20 protein-coding genes are annotated in these 18,662 nt (G+C 67.2%); 9 read left to right on the forward strand and 11 right to left on the reverse strand.

The genetic code is table 11. The features are described 5' to 3' along the window. Nucleotides 1-49: 49 nt before the first annotated feature. From EJ357_RS47570 to EJ357_RS47580, 3 genes are all read left to right on the forward strand, one after another. Complete coding sequence (locus EJ357_RS47570; protein ID WP_126387507.1) at nt 50-706, forward strand: DUF6928 family protein; 657 nt, start codon at nt 50-52, stop codon at nt 704-706. A gap of 562 nt (nt 707-1,268) precedes the next feature. Then, nucleotides 1,269-1,841: a hypothetical protein gene (locus EJ357_RS47575; RefSeq protein ID WP_323377762.1), complete on the forward strand. Its 573-nt coding sequence runs from the start codon at nt 1,269-1,271 to the stop codon at nt 1,839-1,841. A gap of 71 nt (nt 1,842-1,912) precedes the next feature. Continuing rightward, nucleotides 1,913-3,094: an ISAs1 family transposase gene (locus EJ357_RS47580; RefSeq protein WP_126387505.1), complete on the forward strand. Its 1,182-nt coding sequence runs from the start codon at nt 1,913-1,915 to the stop codon at nt 3,092-3,094. Nucleotides 3,095-3,151: 57 nt separating this feature from the next. On the opposite strand, the gene EJ357_RS47585 is transcribed toward EJ357_RS47580, so the two are convergent. The 4 genes from EJ357_RS47585 to EJ357_RS47600 form a co-directional block, all read right to left on the reverse strand. Further along, nucleotides 3,152-4,621: a UvrD-helicase domain-containing protein gene (locus EJ357_RS47585; protein WP_126399023.1), complete on the reverse strand. Its 1,470-nt coding sequence runs from the start codon at nt 4,619-4,621 to the stop codon at nt 3,152-3,154. Nucleotides 4,622-4,703: 82 nt separating this feature from the next. After that, on the reverse strand, nt 4,704-5,201 hold the full coding sequence (locus EJ357_RS47590) for a hypothetical protein (protein ID WP_126387503.1): 498 nt from the start codon (nt 5,199-5,201) through the stop codon (nt 4,704-4,706). Next, complete coding sequence (locus tag EJ357_RS47595) at nt 5,198-6,082, reverse strand: DUF6083 domain-containing protein (protein ID WP_126387501.1); 885 nt, start codon at nt 6,080-6,082, stop codon at nt 5,198-5,200. The genes EJ357_RS47590 and EJ357_RS47595 overlap by 4 nt, the downstream gene beginning before the upstream one ends. Nucleotides 6,083-6,241: 159 nt before the next feature. Continuing rightward, a complete protein-coding gene (locus EJ357_RS47600) occupies nt 6,242-6,505 on the reverse strand; it encodes a helix-turn-helix transcriptional regulator (RefSeq protein ID WP_126387499.1) in 264 nt (87 codons plus the stop codon). A gap of 622 nt (nt 6,506-7,127) precedes the next feature. On the opposite strand from EJ357_RS47600, the gene EJ357_RS50120 reads away from it, so the two are divergent. Both EJ357_RS50120 and EJ357_RS47610 read left to right on the forward strand, forming a co-directional pair. After that, the gene (locus EJ357_RS50120; RefSeq protein ID WP_228472870.1) at nt 7,128-7,718 is read left to right on the forward strand and encodes a hypothetical protein; all 591 of its coding nucleotides are present in this window, start codon (nt 7,128-7,130) and stop codon (nt 7,716-7,718) included. A gap of 335 nt (nt 7,719-8,053) precedes the next feature. Next, on the forward strand, nt 8,054-8,884 hold the full coding sequence (locus EJ357_RS47610) for a hypothetical protein (protein ID WP_126387495.1): 831 nt from the start codon (nt 8,054-8,056) through the stop codon (nt 8,882-8,884). Between the two features lie 146 nt (nt 8,885-9,030). Here EJ357_RS47610 and EJ357_RS50125 read toward each other — a convergent pair whose 3' ends face one another. After that, nucleotides 9,031-9,576, reverse strand: a complete 546-nt coding sequence (locus EJ357_RS50125) for an ATP-binding protein (RefSeq protein ID WP_126387493.1) — start codon at nt 9,574-9,576, stop codon at nt 9,031-9,033. Between the two features lie 204 nt (nt 9,577-9,780). On the opposite strand from EJ357_RS50125, the gene EJ357_RS47620 reads away from it, so the two are divergent. Continuing rightward, nucleotides 9,781-10,017: a DUF397 domain-containing protein gene (locus tag EJ357_RS47620; protein WP_126387491.1), complete on the forward strand. Its 237-nt coding sequence runs from the start codon at nt 9,781-9,783 to the stop codon at nt 10,015-10,017. Between the two features lie 87 nt (nt 10,018-10,104). Beyond that, on the forward strand, nt 10,105-11,007 hold the full coding sequence (locus tag EJ357_RS47625) for a helix-turn-helix domain-containing protein (protein ID WP_126387489.1): 903 nt from the start codon (nt 10,105-10,107) through the stop codon (nt 11,005-11,007). 29 nt (nt 11,008-11,036) lie between these two features. Here EJ357_RS47625 and EJ357_RS47630 read toward each other — a convergent pair whose 3' ends face one another. The 4 genes from EJ357_RS47630 to EJ357_RS48820 all read right to left on the reverse strand — a co-directional run bounded on the left by EJ357_RS47630 (nt 11,037) and on the right by EJ357_RS48820 (nt 13,964). Beyond that, a complete protein-coding gene (locus EJ357_RS47630) occupies nt 11,037-11,837 on the reverse strand; it encodes an SAM-dependent methyltransferase (RefSeq protein ID WP_228472871.1) in 801 nt (266 codons plus the stop codon). Between the two features lie 165 nt (nt 11,838-12,002). After that, nucleotides 12,003-12,566 carry a hypothetical protein gene (locus tag EJ357_RS47635; protein WP_126387487.1) on the reverse strand — a complete coding sequence of 188 codons (564 nt, stop codon included), beginning with the start codon at nt 12,564-12,566 and terminating at the stop codon, nt 12,003-12,005. 27 nt (nt 12,567-12,593) lie between these two features. Then, nucleotides 12,594-13,667 (reverse strand): helix-turn-helix domain-containing protein, encoded by a 1,074-nt coding sequence (locus EJ357_RS47640; protein ID WP_126387485.1) that lies wholly within the window; start codon nt 13,665-13,667, stop codon nt 12,594-12,596. 156 nt (nt 13,668-13,823) lie between these two features. Continuing rightward, a complete protein-coding gene (locus EJ357_RS48820) occupies nt 13,824-13,964 on the reverse strand; it encodes a hypothetical protein (RefSeq protein WP_175647240.1) in 141 nt (46 codons plus the stop codon). Nucleotides 13,965-14,583: 619 nt separating this feature from the next. Here EJ357_RS48820 and EJ357_RS50665 point away from each other — a divergent pair. After that, nucleotides 14,584-14,769 carry a DUF6417 family protein gene (locus tag EJ357_RS50665; RefSeq protein ID WP_126399019.1) on the forward strand — a complete coding sequence of 62 codons (186 nt, stop codon included), beginning with the start codon at nt 14,584-14,586 and terminating at the stop codon, nt 14,767-14,769. A gap of 131 nt (nt 14,770-14,900) precedes the next feature. On the opposite strand, the gene EJ357_RS47650 is transcribed toward EJ357_RS50665, so the two are convergent. Together EJ357_RS47650 and EJ357_RS47655 are read right to left on the reverse strand one after the other, a co-directional pair. Beyond that, nucleotides 14,901-15,404, reverse strand: coding sequence for a response regulator (locus EJ357_RS47650; RefSeq protein WP_228473256.1), 504 nt, complete (start codon nt 15,402-15,404; stop codon nt 14,901-14,903). Between the two features lie 224 nt (nt 15,405-15,628). Continuing rightward, nucleotides 15,629-16,201, reverse strand: coding sequence for an RNA polymerase sigma factor (locus EJ357_RS47655; RefSeq protein ID WP_126387483.1), 573 nt, complete (start codon nt 16,199-16,201; stop codon nt 15,629-15,631). 813 nt (nt 16,202-17,014) lie between these two features. Between EJ357_RS47655 and EJ357_RS47665 the strand changes: the two genes are divergently transcribed. Then, the gene (locus EJ357_RS47665) at nt 17,015-18,634 is read left to right on the forward strand and encodes a S8 family serine peptidase (RefSeq protein ID WP_228472873.1); all 1,620 of its coding nucleotides are present in this window, start codon (nt 17,015-17,017) and stop codon (nt 18,632-18,634) included. Nucleotides 18,635-18,662 lie beyond the last annotated feature (28 nt).

Below are 18,662 nucleotides of genomic sequence, written 5' to 3' on the forward strand. Positions count from 1 at the left end.
CCGCATGACCTGTGGATGCGTGACGAGGGGTGGCCAGAGAGGTTAACAGATGGGCTCGAAGGTTTCGGTACTTGCTTTTGCTCACCAGACGCCCCGCGAGGTGCTTCACTCCGAGCTCGTTGACGATGCAGTTTCCTCGCGTCGTCTGGTTGAACGCATCCTGCCGGACCAGGGCATGGAACCTGTGGGGCCAGTGACTCTCGACGAGGCTCTCTGGCCCCTCCCGGGGATTGCGTGCGCCGGCAGCTTCGAAGGCCTGGAGCTGATTACCTCGCAGGATCTCCGTGAGCGTCGGCCCAGCGACCTGACCGACGATATCCATAGATGGGGAGATGATCGGAGCGCCTTTGCTGTCTTTATGGACAGCATTGTCGGATGGGCGGCATTCGCAATGTGGGATCACGGCCGACTGAGGAGATCTGTCAGTATCTCCCATGAGGAAGGAATCATCGAGGATGAGGGTGTGCGATTCACATTTGAGCAGACCTATTGGGATCGCTCCCTGAGTTCCCGTCTCGGATTCCACCCTATAGAGCTTGGAAACGAAGCTCTGCGGGCATTCTTTGGATTTGTTCTAGAAGGTCGTTGGGATCAGCATTGCATCGATCCGGAGGAAATCGCGGTGACTGAGTACCGTGCCCAGAATGCGGGATATCGTCAGCAACTCATTCGAGAGCGAGCGGCTCGAATGATTCGGCGTGCCTGACTCCCGAATTGGGTGAATTAGGTGACAAGTCGATGACTTTGACTATTTATCGTGAATTCCTGATGTCGACTTTATCGGACAAGATCGGTGTCCTGGCGGGACATGCTTTCATATGTAGGGTCTGGTCTGAGGTGCAGGGTGTCCGAGTGTATCTGCGAGGAATATCAGCCGCTCATCGTTTAAGGCAGATCTCTGAGATGGTTGGGGTGTTGGTTAAAGTCTCAATAGCCCTTTTGTGGTTCCCTGGGCGCCGATCCTGACAGGGCGTCGGCGTAGTCGTCGGGCGTCCGTTGCGTGATCACGTGAGCTGAAGGAGGGCGAGCGGACGGATCCCTGCTCACGGACGTACGCCTCGGAGCTGTTGCGTCTGCAAGCACCGTCAGGTGGAGCGAGCCGACTGTGCTGGGGGATGATCTCCTGCGTGGCTGAAGAGGCAGGTACTGGTGCGGACGACGCTTGTCTATGGGATGAGCGATTGAGCTGGGCGTTCGGACTGATAGCGGATGATCCGGCTGCGAGGACCGCAGCGCTTGCCCATCTGGCTGAGGCACGGAGGCAGGTCGTGGACGCGCTCGGTCGGTTCAACGAGATGTGGCGGCTGACGCGGCCCCTGGGAGCGGACGAGCAGTACCGGGAGCCGGCCATTCTCAAGGCGCGTCGGAGGTGTCAGCAGGCGCAGAGACGTTCGCTGCCCGACGGGCTGTGGAATCGCCCTGCGAGCGAGGATCTGGCCACTTGGCCGGGGTTGCCCTACGCGTTGCTCTTCCTGGAGTGGGAAGCGAGATTCCCCCAGGACTGGACGCAGCATGCGAAGGCGTGGGGTACGAAGGAGAGCCTGATCCGGGAGGTGGCCCGTGCTCGCCAGGAGGAGGCCGTCAAGGCGAAGCTCACCGACCTGGTAGAGATCGTCGTCCACCGTGCGTATCGCTGCAAGGACCGCGAGTACGTGCGGGTTGCCCGGGCCGTCGACAGCGCTGACCTGCGCGGCAGGCTCGATCGGGCAGCCGAGTCCGACAGTCCGTGGGCCCGGTGCCATGCAGGGTATGTGCTCTGGCTCCTTGACCGCCCTGACCTGCCAAACACCCGTCATGTCTGGCAGACCTGGGTGGCAGGCAAGGCTGCGGCGTTGATGTGACCTGAGGACAATGCCGGGAAGGTCCCGTGCTCATGGAGTGCTCTACGCCCTCGTGACCTGCCTGGAAGACCATGCCTGCCCACGCATCATCCGCAATCCCGCTCGCCCTTGACCAGCTCCGAGAGCATCTCGACGTCGGCCCCGGCGAGGTGCCCGGCCTGCTGGAGCGGCTGACCCAGGTGCCGGACCCGCGCGATCCGCGCGGAGTGCGGCACGCCCTGTCCTTCGTCCTCGCGCTGACCGCGTGCGCGGTGCTGGCCGGGGCGACCTCGCTGCTGGCAGTCGGCGAGTGGATCGCGGACGCGCCACCGCAGGTACTGGAGGGACTCGGCGTGTGCCCTGATCCGGTGCTGCCTCGGCGGCTGGTCCCGGCCGAGGCTACGGTCCGCCGACTGCTGACCCGCATCGACGGAGACGCCCTGGACCGGGCGGTGGGCGGATGGCTTGCCGATCGTCGGCCTGCGAGTGCCGGGCTGCGCGGATTGTCCGTGGACGGCAAGTCCCTGCGCGGCGCGGCTAAGGCTCGGGGGCGGAAGATCCACCTGCTTGCTGCGGTGGAGCACACCACCGGGCTCGTCCTGGCTCAGCTCGACGTCGGCGAGAAGACAGGGGAGACCAGGCGCTTCCAGCCGCTGCTGGACAACGTCGCCGACCTGGCCGGAACCGTGGTCACCAGCGACGCGCTCCACACGCAACGCGAGCATGCCTCTTATCTCCTGGGCCGCCGGGCCCACTACATCGCCATCGTCAAGGGCAACCAGAAGAACCTGCGTAAGCAGCTGAAGTCCCTGCCCTGGAAGGACATCCCGCTCCAAGGCCGCACCCACGGCACAGGCCACGGCCGCGCCGAGATCCGTCGCATCAAGGTCGCCACCGCGGGCAACCTGCGCTTCCCCGGCGCCCGTCAGGCCGTGCAGATCAAGCGCCGACGAACCGACCGCAAGACCGGCAAGACCACCCTCACCACCGTCTACGCGGTCACCAGCCTGACCGCCGAGCAGGGCACTCCCGCCCAGCTCGCGAAGCTCATCCGCGACCACTGGAAGATCGAAGTCCTGCACTACGTCCGCGACACCACCTTCGCCGAGGACGCCTCCCAACTGCGGACCGGCAACGCACCCCGCGCCATGGCGACCTGGCGCAACCTTGCCGTCGGCGCCCTGCGAATGAATGGCGTGAAGAACATCGCCTCCGGCCTCCGCCGCAACGCGCGCGACGCCCGCCGACCCCTCGAGCTCCTCGGCCTCGCGTGATCACAAAACAGACGCCCGCCGACTACGCCGAAGCCCTGGCCGATCCTGCACCATGCGTTAGGCCGCGCTGAGCGCGGTGGGGTGAGTGTTGATCCAAGAGAGGCCGCCGAGGTCAAGGTGGTGCCGGGCGCGGGTGACGGCGACGTAGGCGAGGCGGGCGTCGGTGTCGCTGATGGGTTCTGGAATGGGCTGTCCTTGGGCGTCGTGTTGGTCGGTGTCCTTGGGTGGGGGGAAGTCGTCGGCGATTTTGACGGTGGGCCATTCGCGGCCTTTGGCGGTGTGGGCAGTGGAGACGGTCACGTCGGCATGCTGTTCGTCGGTGAGCTGGTCTACTGCGGTGAGGATGGCGTCGGGTCCGTGGGTGTCGATGAGGTCGACGAAGGGCTGGACGTCGCGTCCGGCGGGGTCGTGTGCGGCGTAGTCCTGCAGTTCGCCCCAGGAGTTGAAGAGCACGAGCTCGGGGTGAGAGGTGCTGCGGCCGCCTTTGAGGTCGCGGGCGGCGAGTGCTAGTGCCGCCAGCTGCTGCTTTCCCCGGGTGAGTGCGACACGGTGGCCTTCGGAGAGCAGGCGCATGACTTCTGCCATGGCTCCGATGTTGGTGCGGCACAGCACCACGTCAGGGCAGTCGAGATGGCCGATCTCGGTGGTGATGGTGTCGGTGCCTGTCAGGCGGATGGGGGCGTCGGCGAGGGCCAGCCACCGGTTGGCTTCTTTGGCGATCAGAGGGCCGAAGCGGAAGGATCGGGTCAGGGTGAGAGCTGTGGCATCGAAGCCGGTCATCACGTCGCGTGCGCCGCGCCAGCCGTAGATGGCCTGAGCGGAGTCGCCCACCATGACGAGCTGGGCGTGGCGGCGCTGGGCGTTGAAGACCTCCTCTAGGACCGGGTTGGTGTCCTGGGCTTCGTCGAGGAAGAGAAAGTCGGCTTCGAGCTTCGGCTGGGTCAGGGCCCACATTTTCAGGTAGTGGTCGTGCTCGAAACGCAGCACACCTTGATCGGGGTTGTGTAGATCGGCCCAGGCTTTGGTGGCGAACGGCAAGGCTGCCTCGGCGAGTTGAGCGTGCTCGCCCGAGGTGTTCAGGCCGCGCAGGTGCGGCACGTGGTGGTGGGCAAGGGCGCGGTCGGCGGAGTGGCAGTAGCGGGTCACGGTGCGCAGCACGGTGTGGGAGAGCGCCCTGGGGTTGATCTTGTGATCGCCGATGCGGACCGGCCGGGTGATACCGAGCGCCTGCCCGCTCTTCCAGGCAGGTTGGCGGGGACTGTTGAGACGATCCCTGTAGCGGTGGCCGAGGGCGGCGTAGGCCGTGGCGTGGGCGGTCTGGCACTTCACGGTGCGGGGGAAGCGGGCCGCGGCGTCCCGGGCGATGTCCTTGTTGAAGGCGAGGTAGCGGCCGCTGCGCTGGGCGCTGGCAGCAAGTAGACAGAGCGTGCTGGTCTTCCCCGTTCCGGCGCCGGCTTGCAGGACGAGATGGTGACCGGCCCGGAAGGCGTCGGCGGCGTGGGCCTGTTCGTCGGTGGGCGTGTGCAACAAGGGCTCCGGGAAAGAGAGAAGCATCGAGGGCAGAGGAGGGATGCCTCTAGCGGCTGTGCTGGGCAGCTGCGCCAGGGTCCTACGGTGCCGGCGGCGCGCAGCGGTGATGACGGCAGCCGACGCGACGTGCCGCGCTGGCCAGGACCTCTTCGGGCGTGTGATGGGCGAGCAGGCTCGCGAGCCGGTCCTCCAGACGTTCGGCGCGCTCGCGTGCATCCCGGTCCAGGGCCGCTCGCACGCGTCGGCCGAGCACGTCCTGCGGACGCTGCCCCAGGGCAGATGCGTCACGGCAGAGAACCTCATGGGTAGCGGAGTCGAGGTCAACGTTGAGCAGGACCTGACCGTGCCGGTCCGGGTAGTGCGTGGTAAGGACGTCGATGGGCAACCACGGGCCCAGACGGCGCCGCAGCCCATGCAGGGCGCGGCCGGGACCGTGCGCGCTGTGCACCACCATCAGCCTGGTGCGGTCCGCATTTGCTGCCAGGGGCACACGGTGACGGGCATGGCGGATCTCGCCGGGGGCGGCGGGCCTGGTCAGGGTGATCTCGACTGCATGGTGCACAAGGTGTCCGGTCACGGCCGAACCGCCCGGCGTACGCGGCTTGCAGGCCCAGGGCGTCGGTTGCGATCGGGCAGGCGGGTGTGGATGTGCTCGTGATGGCGTAGGGGTTCGAAGGGCTCCCAGTCGGCCACCGCCAGGTCGGCCGCCGCCGGTGTGGCGGCGTGCTGCGGGCACCGCTGCACACGCCACCGCATCTGCTCGGCATACGGCAGTCCGCCCAGGTCGTAGATCGCCATAACCTCAGCGGGCAAGGCCAGTTGACCGCTCGTTGCCGTGGCCGGGACCAGCCTCCAGGTGCCGGGCGGGGCGTCGGATGTCAGGAGCGGGCTGGTGCAGCGGTTGCGGCGCCGGGTCTGGGCGACGCACTGGATCTCCTCCACCGGGCGGGCCGCGAGGTAGCGGATATACAGCAGCTGCACGATGGGCCTGGCCGGGCGGCAGACGGCCGGCGCGGGGGCCTGTGGCGAGGGCGGGGGAGGGGCGAAGGCGCCGGCCTCGATCAGGCGCCGGGAGTTCACGGCCAGCGACCGGCGTAGCCCGGCCAGTTCGGGGGGAGTCGGGTGAGCATCCCGGGCGGGGCAGACGACGGCGTGCGGCAGACGGCACCAGCTGCTGCCGTCCCCGGCAGGGTGGGCGACACCGCAGCTGACGTGCCAGCGGCACGCGGCGGGCACCCGGGCGGCCGGAAGTTCCTGGGGATGGAGACGGACGGGCCGCTCAGTGCTGCGGTGGTACCACTCGATCCGGTTGCCGCACTCGCGGCACCGGCCGCTTTGACCGCACCGCAGCAGCCGGCTGACGCTGCCGGGGGAGACCTGCAGAGAGCGGCGCACGCGATGGGCGACGACCGGGCTGCCGTCCCAGTGCCGGGCCGAGGGATGTGGTGTGGGGCGCATGCGGGCGAACCTGCCAGCCAACACGCCGGATCCATGGCGGCAGTGCCGCCGGATCACCCGGCCAGCCCCACTAGGTGCGACTGGAGTGCGAATGCCTGAATGAACGTTCGAGATTTTCTTGCCGGCTGGGTGATTTCCGGCATCGGCTCGGGCGGCGTGTCAGGCCTCGGTGGGCCCAGGCAGGTCATGCCCGCGGCACAGGGTGCCGAAGAGCTCGTCGAGCGGGGTCTGCAGGGCGTGGGCGAGGGCATGCCAGGTCTTCAGTGTGCCGATGGTGCGGCCCTGCTCGATCTCGATGACGGTGCGCCTGGCCAGGCCGCTGCGGGCGGCAAGCTCGTCATAGGTCCACCCGCGCGCGGCCCGCAGACGCGCGAGCTCCAACCGCAGCGCGTCGAGGTCCGGATCGGGCGGCAAGATCGTCACCCGTCCATCCGAAGGGGCAGACCCCTGCCCTGTCAGTGCAGACCTCTGCCCTATTTCCCCAGGTCGCGGCAGCCGTCAGAGGGCAGACCTCTGCACTACGGTGGGCGACCGCCCCACAACCAAAGACACACCGGCGCGCACGCGACAGGAGGACCACGCGCCCATGAGGCTGCGCACAACATGCCCAGCAACGCCACGCGCCTGGACCGTGGAACTACGCTCGCACCCCAGCGGGCTCGTCCTCGTCTGCCAGCACTGCCCCCACGGCAGCGGACAGATCACCGCAGCCTCCGCCCGCTCAGCCGCACTCAGCCACCTCGCACGCCACGCACGCGGCGACCTCCTCCCCTCACATCTGCGCATCTGCCAGTGCCACGAACGAGGCTGCCGCTGGCACCCCCGCCACCGCGGCTGCTCCGGCCCTATCCGCCTCCTCCTCGCCTGCGAACGCGGCGGACGACTATGGCGACTCGCCGACGCCTGCAGCGCCTGCGCCGCAGTAACAGCACAAGCCGCCGTCGTACCCGACACCGCCCTCGCCCGCGCACCGCGGCAGCCGGCAGCCACCCGGCGACGCACACGGCAAGCCAAGGGTCCAGGCGAACAAATCCGGGTCCGTGAAATGCTCAGCTACCTGGCCGCCGCCCTCCCGTCCGACGCATCAGCCGCCACACGCCTGCTCGCGCTGCAGTGCGCGCTACGCATGAGCGCCAACATGCAAGTTCGGCTACCCAAAGGCATGCTGCGCAGCCTCCGCCTCGATACCCCGGGGCTCTGGCGCGAGTTGGAACACGCACGATGGCTGCGCACCTCCCCCGGAAGTACCACTAACGGGGTCGTTGCTGAACTACTCGACGTCACGCTGCTCGAGCAGGCCCCAGCTCGCCCCGACCGAATGTATGCCGCAGACTGGGCACTGCGAGTCAGCTCCGAGGTGGGAGTAGCCGGACCGCTGTCGCAGCTTTCAAGCCTCTATCTCACAGCACACACCACCCCGGAAATCGGCAGCGGTCAGAGCGAGCTCGACCAGATGGCACACGTTTGCGGTGCCCGCCCCGCGGAACTGCCCAACACGCTCGATCGCCTCGCAGCGACCGGCATACTCACGTCATGGAAGGTCTGCCTGAACTCGGGAGACCTGCACTGGACCCTGGCCGGGGAGAGGGGGCGTGCACGAGAGCTGACACTGGGGAGATCTGTTACTGGGCACTGAGCCCGCCTCCGCACCCGTTCGAGGCGTTGGCACAAACCGTGGGCAGCCCGGAGAGCCACGAGCGGGCCGCATGCCCTCGGCCTTTCCGTCGGGAAGGTACGCCCCTCGCGTCCAACCCGGCGCCGATCCACAGGCCTTGAGCATTGCTCGCCTGAGCGCGCGAGCCGCGAGGCTCCTTCCAGACCACAACCCACCGTCCGTACTCGACACCACGGAACGCAAGCAGGTACTAGCGTGTTGTGTCGTTCGGTGTGCGAAGAGTGATCAGGCCAGGGGGGCCTATGCGGAGGCGGATGTCACCGAATCGCCGTGGGGCTATCGTCAGTGGCGGCCTCGTGGCCGTCATTGTGGGGTTGACTGTGTCTGACTGGCCCCAGGGGAGCCTCCGGGGCTTTTGGAACCAGCATGCTTTTCTTGCCGGTTCACTGTCCTCCGTGCTTTTCCTAGCTCTCGGTGCGACGCTCGTCGAGGAATGGATTGCGCGGCGCGACGAGGCTCGGCTTCGGCTGGTCATACTCGTGGCCTGCGGGGCGCTGGCTCGGGCGCCTCTGGCTCAGCGGCGGGTGATGTGGTTTGCCCTAAACGGTGGCCACCTTATTGAGGATGCCGACTTCCGGCTCGATCCTGAAGCGGCAAACCGGATCAGGGCGATTCTGGCTCGCCATGATCTTGCTGAGCTCAAGGAGAACGAAGTCATCAATGGGGTGGCAGTTCCTCCTGGGACAGCATCCAGGATTAGCGTGCTCGCTGCCGATCCGGAGTGGGCCCAGACGGCATACGACCTTCTTCGGGGGTGCTCTCACGGCTTCCGCGTGATCACGGCCAGGTGGGCTGCGCTGCTGACTGGGACGGACACGAGTGCGGCGATCCTCGAGGAGATCGCTCTTCAGTCGGAGCAGTTGACGCAGGTCCAGGTGAGGCTGCTCCCTGTCGCGCGAGGACGTGTGACAGAGTTCCAGCCCGAAGAGATCAACGAGTTGGGCGGCCTATGGCGGAGGGAGTTCGCCAACTCCATCGCTCTCGACGAGGCGTTGACGCAACTCAGCGGCAAGAGAGGGGCCGACTGGGTCACGGACGGGCGGAATCTGCTCGAGGCCACGGACCTGGAAGCGCTCAGGGCGCGGGAGCCGATGGGGGAGGGGCGACCCATGCGGCTGTACACGTGACTTTGACGGGGCGGCATCGACAATGAGCTCCGGTTGGCTTTCGAAGCCGCTCACACGGCATCCCGGCCCTCCGCGGCGCTCCACACCGCTGTCAAGGATGGGTGAGCCCGTCCTGAAGAGAGTGGACCTGCACCTCAATAAGCCGGTCAGTGGCTGGGGTCGGCGATGCGGGCCCAAACGGTCTTTCCGCCCGGCGCTGTTGTGGCGTAGCCCCACTGGCTGGTGAGGGCATCCACGATGAGCAGCCCCCGGCCTGCGTCTGCCAGTGGCGTTGGGTCGGCGCGTGTTGGGGGTGTGGGGCTGGGGTCGGTCACGGAGCACACCACTGTGCTGCCTGTACGGGCTACACCCAACCACGCCTTGCTATCTGCTTCGCCGGGGCCGGCTAGTGCGTGCTGCACGGCGTTGGCGGCGAGCTCGTTTACCACGATCATCAAGTCTTCGGCGAGCGCGTTAAGCCCCCAGGCGCTGAGGTTCTCGCGGATGAAGCGACGCACGGTTTGCAGGCTAGCGGGATCACCGCTGAAAGCCCGGGCAGCGAAGTCGGCCGTGCTGATACCCAGCGCAAGTCCCCAGTCCGAGGTGAGGGACGAGGCCAGGGGGACGTCTGGGAGCGGACCTTGTTCCGCAGGCGCGAGCGTGCTTTCGACTTCTGTGGCCCGGCTCAGTGCCGGTGCCGCGTGTGCTGCCACTGTTCATCCCCCCGGAAGACGCCCAGTTTGCGGGCCGCGGAACCCCTGCCCCGACTGGTCAGTATCCGCCCCTCCGCGCTCCACATGCAATTGCATCGGTGACTTGCATCCAAATGAGGCGACCCGGGAACGCTTGTACCTGGCAAGGAGAGCAGCATCGACCAGAGGTGAGTGAAAACCGGACAACGCTGAAAGAGGGCGGACATGACGCAGATCATCAATGGTGTCCCGGCGGATTCCCTGTGCAACGTGACCTGGGTGAAGAGCAGCGGCAGCACGGCGGACGGCAACTGCGTCGAGGTGGCCTTACTGGCTGGAGGGGAGGTGGCAGTGCGCAACTCGCGGGACCCACACGGTCCCGCACTGGTGTACACCCAGGCGGAGATCGCGGCCTTCATCGCGGGGGTGAAGGACGGCGAGTTCGACCTGATCGCCAGCTAACGCCAAGCAGAAAAAGCCCAATTGGGTCCTCGCCGGACGGCATCCTGGAAAACTGACGCTCGTCGTCTGCCCTTCACAGGAGACCCCATGCCCGCGCCCGCCGTCCCGGTCGATGCACCCACGCTCGAGTACTACCTTGCCGCCTCCGCGCGCAGCCCGATCGCGGTGCGCCTCGTCCTTGGTCACCTTCTGCGCACTCTGCGCAAGGCAGCCGGGATCGACGCGGAGGCGGCAGGCCGCTTCATCCGCGGCTCGGAAGCCAAAATCTCCCGGATGGAACGCGGCCAGGTGACCTGCAAGCACGACGACGTGACGGACCTGCTCGCCCTTTATGGCGTGGCTGGCACCCAAGTCCTTGGCCACTTTGCGGAGATGGTGCGCATCTCCCGTCAGCCCGGCTGGTGGCACCGCTTCGACGGCGTCCTGCCGGACTGGGCCGGCAAGCTGATCGGCCTGCAGGAGGCTGCCTCCACCATCCGCACCTATGAGGTGCAGCTCATCCCCGGACTCCTGCAGACGCCCGCCTATACCGAAGCACTCGTGCGTCAGGCCTACCCGCTGGCATCGCAGGAGGAGATCAACACCCGGCTGGAGCTGCGCAGGACCCGCCAGAACGTGCTCGCCCGCCAGGATGCGCCCCACCTGTGGGCGATCCTTGACGAGGCCGTGTTGCGCCGGCCCATGGGCGGCGAGCAGGTCATGCGCGACCAGCTGCGGCATCTGACGGAGATGGCGCAGCTCGAGCACGTCACGGTGCAGATCGCTCCGTTCAATCGCCCCGGCTGCATCGCGGGCGGCTTTCCGATAACCCACCTGCGCTTCGATCTTCCAGCGCTGCCCGACGTCGTCTACCTCGAGCAACTCCAGGACGCCGAGTACCTGGAGAAGCCTGAGCAAACCCAGCACTACCGTCGTGTCCTGGACGGCCTGGCCCAGGCAGCCCTGTCCCCGCAGCACAGCCTCGACCTACTCGAATACATCCTCAGCTAAGTCGCCGGACAATCACGAGCCCTTGCCGGTCAGCGGACCTGGGCCACGCCGCCGTACTCCGCCCAGAGTGGGCTGCCCGTACTCGCAGCGCGGTCACTGCCCGGCCGCCACTGCGAGACATCGACCTGCCCCGGCGCGAGTAGCCGCAGCGTGCTGAAGAACGACTCGACCTCCGCACGCGGCCGGATTCGTCCCCACCATCCGCTGGCCGCCCCCTGCAGTACAGCGTCGGCCTGCCGCCGCACATCGGCGTCCTCACTGACGAGCTGGCTGGCCGCGACGCAACTCCCCGGCGCCAGCACGCGGGCGGTCTGCTCCAGCAGGCCGGCCGGATCTGCGCGATCGGGGATCGTGTGCAGTACGGACACCAGCAGCACCGCCACGGGCAGGTGGATGTCGATCAGCCTGAGCACCGGCGGCGCACACAGCAGGTACCCCACCTGCAGGGGATTGGCCCGCACGACCATGGTGCGCCGCTGGTCCTCCCACAGCGCCCGGCCGTGGGTGAGTACGAGCGGGTCATCGTCGGCGTAGACGACCCGGCAGCGCACATCAACACTCCGGGCGACCTGATGCACACTCATCGCCATGGGCAATCCGGCACCGAAAACGATGAACTGACGGATCCCGTACTCGCGCACCAGATGGCTGGTCACCCGCAGCAGGAACCGATGCGCGGACTCCGCAACGCATCGGGCACCTGGCACGACCTGCAGCAACCGCTCACACGCCTCCTGGTCAGCGGGATAGTGATCCTTGCCGCCCAGCAGGTAGTTGTTCATCCGGGCAATACTCGGCGACGCGACGTCGATGACGTCCTTTTGCGGCACCCGCCCGCGTTCCAATGCGGCACCCCACCCTGGCCTCCGTACCTGCGGCACGCTGAATGCCGCAGACACTCCATGGTAGAAATACCGCGCCCGGCCGGGACAGTTCTCCACAGAATCACTCGCCCCGACCCGAAGTGCGCTACAGCAAGCCAGCCATGGCCGCTGTCACCGGCGCACGCGGCCGGCCGGTAACTGCGCCCTCGCAGGCCCAGCTGGCGGCGCCGTCAGCTCATCCCCCAGCGCCCGCTGCGCCATCCGCAATTGGGAGGCGACCGCCGGCACTTCAACCCCCATCACCTCAGCGGCCTGTGCCTCGCTCAACCGCAGCCGACAGAGCAGGATCACCGCATCCGCCTGCGCATGCGGCAGCACCCGGTGCACCGCATCGACCGGCTGCGCGACAGCAGGCTTGCGGCCGCGCAGCGCGGAGGAGATCAGCGCATCCAGCAGTCGCCACGCCACCGCCGCCGGGCGGGGACTGCTGATGACCGTCGGCCAGATCGTGGCCAGGTTCCCCAGGACCGCCTCCACGACCTGCTGGCTCATCCACACATCCCGCACGCGCTCCCGCGTGTAGCTCAGATAGCGCTCCTGGTACAACAGGCAAAACGCCGTGTACTCCAGCGGCAGGACCAGCTCGATCGCCGGCTGCGGGGCATGGTCCGGGGCCCGCTGGGGGCAAGACGCCCGCACAGGCAACTCGCCGCGGCGGCGTAAAGACAGAAACATGGCACCTCATTTCCGGGGCACAGAGCGTCAGATGGACTCGGGATCTGCAGCTGGAGGCCGCCGGGGACCCTCCTCGGGATCCACGCAGAGCAGGAACGTGTAGTGGACGGCCTCCCACAGCGGCCGCACATCCGCAGGCCAGCCACCCATGGCGGTCACCAGCGCCGACGTCTGCTCCCAGCCCGGGACCATCTCGCCGCCGAGAATCTCGTTGATCTCCTGCGTGCTCAGCGCCCCGTGCGTCGCTTTGCGCACGACCCCGACCTGCGGGCGCCCGGCAGCCAGATGCAGCCCCCGCAGCGCCGCCTGCAGACGCGCAACTGCATCAGGAACCGCATGCCGCGCCGGCGCCACCAGCCCGTGCGCGCTTTCGAACAGTGCCTTGAGTTCCTCGGGTTCCCCGTCGAACAGTTCGACCATCGCGCACAACACCAGCCATGTCGGCGTGCGCTCGCCCGACAGGATGCGCGAGACGTACGACGGCGACAGCGACAGCTCGTCAGCCACCTTACTGATCGTCAAGTCGCTGGCCCGGTGGAGATGAGACAGCGCCGAGGCCAGCTTCACCGACGCCCGCTCGGCCGACTGCGACAGCGGATTTCCCTCCGCCGCCTGCGGGTCCTCCACCGGCGGCGCGGGCGGCTGCCGGACCGCAGAGCGCTCCGCGGCCCGCCGTTTCAAGCGTTCTCGCACCCTGTTCTCCGGCCACCGCGTGCGCGCCGTGGTGGCGCTGATCCGGGCGGCCTCGGCCACCTGATCCCAGCTCGCACCACCGTTGCGGGCGTCCTGGACGGCTGCCGCGACGTAGTACTCCACCTCCCGGCTCACATCGCCCGCACAGCGCAGCAGTTCCTCCAGGGGACGTCCGTCGTACTCGGCCTCCAGCAGCGCCGCCGACAGCGCCTGCAGATGCTCGGCGATCCGCCGGCCCAACGGCAGTGCAGTGCGAGCGTGCTGCTGCCCCCGGCCGTCCCGTTCACGCTGCGCTTTGCCACGGCAGTCTTTGGTGCAGTACTCCTTCTTCCGCCCAGGACCGCTGGTCTGTGCAAACCGCCGCTTGCAGTAGCGGCAGCTGTCATAGCGGGGAGTCGTGCCCGCCATCGTTCCTCCCACGTGCTGTAGCCGTTTCTCCTCCGGACACGCGCGAGTTCTTGCACGCGCGGAAGAGGAACTCGCTATTCCCAAAGTCATAGCGGCGCCAGCCGCCGAAGCGCGTGGTGGCATGCCCGCAGGCACGCCACCACGCCTAAGAGCGGCTCAACTCAGCCGAATCCGCAGGTAGTTGCAGTGCGACTGGCGCATCGCCACCATCAGGCCCGCCACCAGCACCGTGGTAGCGGGCGCCGCCCACCAGCCGCGAATCAGGATCGTGGGCAGCACGAGGAGGGCCAGAAACACACTCGCCTGCACCGTGACAGTCCAGGCACTCGCGATACGGGTTTCGGGCCGGGGAAGACGCGGAATGCTAGCGTCGTCGCGAGTTGCCGCCCGAACGAGAGCGGGAACGGAAAACGGGTCAAGCACAGGGCACTTACCTGCCTTTCTTGGTCTTGTCGATGAGGGGCCCCGGCATCGGTAGCGAGCCTGTCCGGGGTTTCCTCGCGTCAACGGACCGTAGTGCCTCCGTCACACCCGGCGCCATATAAACGGTTCATCGCGCAAAGTTCGAACGTCACAGCGGTGACAAATGGCCGAGCAGCGGCAACACGAGCACCCGCCCCCGCTCGCTTTCGACCGACTCCGACTGGAGTCGACCAAAACTGACAAAATCCGCGCCCATCCCGCATAAATGCAGGGAAGGGGCCGACTGGGGCCGGAACGATCCCACCAAGGCGCGCGCCCAGCGCACACCCTTCCGGTGGGCAACGGACCGTCCGTCCCCACGGTCAGCCGCATCCCCGCAGAATGTTTGCGCAAATTCGCAGCGTGTGTTCACCGGCGACGTGACCAAGCGCGCTCACGTGCCGTTGCCCAGGCCGTGGACCCTTTCGAAGAGACCGACCTCGACTTCGCACCGATGCCGACCATCGAGCGGCAGGCTCTGCTGAGTCTGGAGGAGGCACACGAACTCCTGCATCTGCTGCTTGCCGTAGCCCAGGAGGGCGGAGCCCTGTCCAGCCAAGCCGACCATCTGGCCCGCGAACTTGCTGCCAGGATCCCATCGGAGGATGAGAGGGCCTCGCCATCGGAGCCTCCCCACTGAACGAGTGGCGGGTCCCAGATCGTCGAGAAGCCCACGACGAACCAATTGCGCCAAACCACGGCGTGGCCGCCTGACCGGCGACGCCGCGGCGTCAGAGCAGAGGGCGGGACGACCAGGCCCCTGGCAGGCGATCAGCCACTGGTGCGCCCGGCTCGCTCGGCGTCCCCTGCCTTGAGAATGTCGCCGAACATCGGTTCCCCATCCGGGAGGCCGGCCACGCTCGTCTCCCGCCTTCGCTCGATCAACTGCCTTACGAGGCGTACGAGTTCGGCGGGCTCGAAGGGCTTCGCGAGGAAGGCGTCGACGCCGACGTCGAGGCCACTCTCGACCTCGTACTGCGAACAGGCGCTAATGATGGCGAGGGGAAGATCTCTGGTCCGCGGATCGGCCCGCAGCTGAGCAGCGGTGCGCAGCCCATTCAGCCGGGGCATGATGACATCGAGGGTCACGACATCGGGCCGCACCCGATGAATGACATCCAGGCACTCGACACCATCGGCTGCGGTCACGACCTCGAACCCTTCCAGTTCGAGATGGACTCTGATCAACTGCCGGATGACCCTGTTGTCGTCCACCACAAGCACCCGCCCCGACCTGCCTGGCGCTACCTGTGAGTCGGTCCCCACCGGCTCCACGACAGCTGGCTCCGCACCCGGCTGCCGCGCTGCGTCCACCTCTGCCTTCGCACCGTCTGCGGCTGATTCGGGATCGCTCTCCAAGCGGTTGGTCAGCCAGCCGAACAACGCCTTGCGCCGCCGATCGAGGTCGGCTCTGTCCACGACGACGGCGGACTCCGCTTGCCGCAGGGCATCGCTGATCACCGCGTCCAGCTCACCGGAGCTGTGCTGGGACTGGTCGCTCATGCGCGTGCCTCCTCTTGCAGCGCAGTGCGTGTCCGATCATCGAGGAAGGGCCAAACTTCTTCTTGCAGCTTTTGACGAGCATTGGCCACGTGCTTGCGGACTCCGGATGGCGCGATCTCAAGGAGCTCGGCGATCACCGGCGGTGGGTGCTCCTCCAAGAAGTACAGAATCGCGACGCGTCTGCGCACCGTCGGCAGACTGTTGATCACGCATAAACAGTGATCTGCTGCCTGCCGCAACAGCGCCAGATCCGCCGGGTCGAGCTCAGCACGTTGGTAGCGCTCGGCCAGTTCGGGTTGCAGCCTGTCGAGGTTGTGGGAGCGCCGGATGCCGTCGATCCACATGTTCTTGCACGTCCGGCGCAGCCACGCACGCTGTGCGTTCTGACTGCGTGGCCCGACCGTGGCCCAGGCCAGTGCGGCCGCCTCGAAGGCACGGCTGACCAGGTCACCCGCTTCTGCGGCGTTGTTGGTGATCACGGTGGTGTACCGGAGAAGCCCTTCGGATTCCCGGTGCCACAAGGCCGCCACTTGGCTTGCGGTCTCGATCGTGAGGCGCGGCTGTGTCACCCGCTGTTCCTGTTCCGCTTCGCCTGTGGGGGGTTGCCGATCTGAACGCGCATGGCCGGCCCGCCCCTGCCCTGCTCCTGCACGACCACCGTACCTGCGGGCGCATGACGCACGAGCGCTAGCAGTGTGGCCCTGCGCTGCCGTTCAGCCAGGCCCGAGTCAACAGCCGCCGCAGCAGCAATCAGACACAGCACAAGCCAGGAGCCGGGCTGTAGGGCCAACGGCCATAACCAGCCCAGCCATCCCATCCAACTTCCCCAAGCGACCTTCACACCACCAGATCGAACGAGACGGCCAAAGTGCTGCCCTCCAGACCAAGATTCTTTCTCCCGAGGCCGAGTGTCAGCGGGGGGCACGGCCCGCAGCACTACGTCGATACCTCACTCCAACCACTGCACGACGGCTGCTGGATGTCACCGTCCCCACGCATCCCCCTCACCCAGCCCTCTTCGAAGAACAACGGCAAGTGCACTCCTTCGCGCAGCGGCATGCCGACGCCGGCACCCCAGTTGACGTGCGGAGAGACCTGATGGACCACGACGATCCCAAAACGACCATGGGCTTCTACCGGATTTCTATGGAACGCAAGCGCAGAGGGAGCGGACGCTTGCGCGGCGGGCTTCCTGGGGAGCGGCGCGTTCGGCTGCGGTCTGTGTGTCGGCCTTGGCTCCAGGGCAGGCGAACTGTTACTCACAGCGGTGGGGGCGTCCGGGCTCCCGGGCGCGGCGCATAGTGCGGGAAGAAGGCATCATCCGCCAGCCGAGTGGTCCAAATGGGTGAATTTGTCGTTTATGTGCATATGGTGTCGCCGGTGTGAAACTCGCGGCTCAAACGTGCGCGGAGCGCAACGACGCCCATTGGCCCGCAGCCGTCAGCCACCGCTCAGCCTTGAGAACCAATGAGGTGAGAAATGTGAGTGCGCCATACCCGGACGGGAGCCCCGGACTCCTCAGCAAGCCGAAGATGCCAAAGCTGGCCAACGGCCTGCCCAGCATCGTCTACGCCCAGGCATCGCCCCGCTCGATCGGAGGTACGTCTCTGTTCGAGGCCGGTGCCATTACCGCTCGCACCGCACAGGCCGTCCAGTCCGAGCCCCGCATCGTCGACCGAGCCGCGCAGCAACTGCGTGAGGCCGGGTTCACGGTGTTCCAGGACACCCCGCCTGAGCGTGGTGTGCGTGAACTCGCGCCCCAGGCGACACTCAACATCTCCGGACCCCCCGACCTCTACGAGCGCGCCTTCGGATGCTCCCTGGAGGCCGAGGAACGGCCGGTGCTCAAGGAGAACCAGCGAGAAGACCTCGCCACCTTCGTGGAATGCCCGCAGACAGACATGCCGGGTCTCATCGACACAGCGGACACCGACTTCGCCGACGTCCTCGAGGGAGTAGCACTCGAGGAGCCCCGGTACTTCTTCGCCACCGCCATGGCCCCGTCTGCCGCCTACTGGCACCTGGACGTACCGGGCGATGTGTCCTTGGGCTGCAACGCCGACAAGGCCCACCGCATGGGGGTGACCGGCACAGGGGTCAAGGTGGTCATGACCGACTCGGGCCACTTCGACCACCCGTTCTTCTCTGCACGCGGCTACAGAGTGCAGCGGCCCGTGGTGCTGGGGCCTGGTGCCACAGCGCCGGCCGACGACGAAAGCGGCCACGGCACTGCGGAATCGGCGAACATCTTCGCGATCGCTCCGGACGCCGATTTCACGATGGTCAAGATGAGCTTCTTCAACACCATCGGCGCCTTCAATGCCGCGGTCGCACTGAACCCGCACATCATCAGCAACAGTTGGGGTTCGAACAAGCGGCGACCGCAACAGATCAGCGCGGCAGACCAGGCCCTGGCCGCCGCAGTCGCCGTGGCCGTCGCAGCTGGCATCACCGTGGTGTTCTCCGCTGGCAACGGTCAATTCGGCTTCCCCGGCCAGCACCCGGACGTGATCTCCGCAGGAGGCGTCTTCCTGACCCCCGACGGCACCCTGCGTGCGTCGGACTACGCCAGCGGCTTCGCCAGCGAGATCTTCATCGGACGCAACTCCCCAGATCTGTGCGGGCTCGTCGGCATGCAGCCCAGAGCGGCCTACATCCTGCTGCCGGTGCAGCCCAACGACGACATCGACCGCGACCTCGCAGGAAGCCACCACCCCAACGGCGATGAGACCCGTGCCGACGACGGCTGGGCGGCGATCAGCGGCACCTCCGCCGCCGCTCCTCAGATCGCCGGCGTCTGCGCCCTGGTCAAACAGGCAAACCCACAGCTGACCCCCAAGCAGGTCCGCGGCATCCTGCGCAGCACCGCCCGCGACGTGGCCGCAGGACACTGCATCAACCGGGACGGCATGGGACACGCGGCGGTCCCGGGCCCCGACCTGGCCACCGGCACCGGTCTCGTTGACGCCCACGCCGCCGTCGTTGCCGCCCAGCAACCCTAGAAACCGATCGAAGCCCCGCCCAGCAGCG

Source organism: Streptomyces cyaneochromogenes, assembly GCF_003963535.1.
GTDB lineage: Bacteria > Actinomycetota > Actinomycetes > Streptomycetales > Streptomycetaceae > Streptomyces > Streptomyces shaanxiensis.